The organism is Microbacterium sp. CPCC 204701 (genome assembly GCF_004010105.1).
Lineage (GTDB): Bacteria > Actinomycetota > Actinomycetes > Actinomycetales > Microbacteriaceae > Microbacterium.
This window is the reverse complement of the sequence record NZ_RRYE01000587.1, coordinates 1-1,280: the sequence shown is the minus strand read 5'-3', so window position 1 is coordinate 1,280 and position 1,280 is coordinate 1. Positions and strand designations below refer to the sequence as shown.

At 70.0% G+C, this 1,280-nt stretch carries 2 protein-coding genes; both read right to left on the bottom strand.

The window, feature by feature from the left end; genetic code table 11:
• On the bottom strand, positions 1-398 hold a 398-nt coding region (locus EIO58_RS18120), incomplete at its 3' end, for a ClpP family protease (RefSeq protein WP_127820577.1).
• The gene (locus EIO58_RS18115) at positions 395-1,033 is read right to left on the bottom strand and encodes a ClpP family protease (protein WP_127820576.1); all 639 of its coding nucleotides are present in this window, start codon (positions 1,031-1,033) and stop codon (positions 395-397) included. The genes EIO58_RS18115 and EIO58_RS18120, both read right to left, overlap by 4 nt.
• Between the last annotated feature and the right edge of the window lie 247 nt (positions 1,034-1,280).

The window sequence follows — 1,280 nt, the reverse complement described above, 5'->3', positions numbered from 1 at the left end:
CCGCGCCCCTGCCCGGCGGGCTGGTGCAGCACCACGCGCGCGTGCGGGAGCACCGCGCGCTTGCCCGCCGCGCCGGCGGCGAGCATCACGGCGCCGACGCCGATGGCCTGACCGACCACCGTGGTCGCGACATCCGGTCGGACATGCATCATCGTGTCGTACACGGCGAGCATCGCCGACGGGTCGCCTCCCTCGCAGTTGATGTACAGCTGGATGTCGCGGTCCTGGCTCTCGGCATCCAGGTGCAGCAGCTGTGCGATGAGCGCGTTCGCGACACCCGCGTCGATACCCGTGCCGAGATAGACAACGCGCTCGGCGAGGAGGTGCGAGTAGACGTCCATGATGCGGTCGCCGCGCGGATGCTGCGCCACGACGTTGGGGATCGTGTAGGAGCTCATGCCGCCACCTCGTTCGTCCGCTCCGGCGGAACGCCGAGACCGGCGGGACGCCGCCGTCGCGGCACGATCTGCGCGAAGTCCTCGACGATGCCGTCGATGAATCCGTAGTCGAGCGCCTGGGCGGCGGTGTACCAGCGGTCGTGAAGCGAGTCCTCGAAGATGCGGTCGATGCCCTGACCGGTGTCTTCGGCGACCAGCGCAAGCACCGTGTCGCGCGTGTACCGCAGGTCGTCGGCCTGCACCTCGACATCGACCGCCGAGCCGCCGATGCCCGACGAGCCCTGATGCATGAGGATCCTCGCATGCGGCAGCGCCCGCCGCTTGCCCCTCGTGCCCGCCGACAGCAGGAACTGCCCCGCGCTGCACGCGAGGCCCAGCGCGAGGGTCGCGACGTCGTTCGGGATCAGCCGCATGATGTCGCGGATCGCGAGCATCGACGGCACCGATCCGCCCGGAGAGTGGATCCACAGGGCGATGTCGGATGCCTCGTCCTCGGCCGCGAGCGCGAGCAGCTGCGTCGCGATGAGGGTGCCGTTGTCATCGTCGAGCGGACCGTCGAGCACGAGCACCCTCTGGTGGAACAGCTCGCGCCGCGCCTCGGCTCCGAACTGCGGGATCTTGCCTTCTTCTGCCATGCCCCCCAGCCTGCGTCGAGCTTGGGGTGACCGCATCCGTTTCCGCCTGCGGCGGCTCCGCCCACGGCGGATCGCCCCGCTCGCCCCCCGCGCATTCGTGGCCGATCGCCATGGACTGCGACACGCTCTCACGGTTCCTGGCGAGTCGCCAGAAACGGCCGGATGTCGGTTCCTGGCGGATCGCCATGAACGCGAACCCACCGCCGCCGAATGTGGCGAGTCGCCAGGAACCGCGATGTGTCTGGCG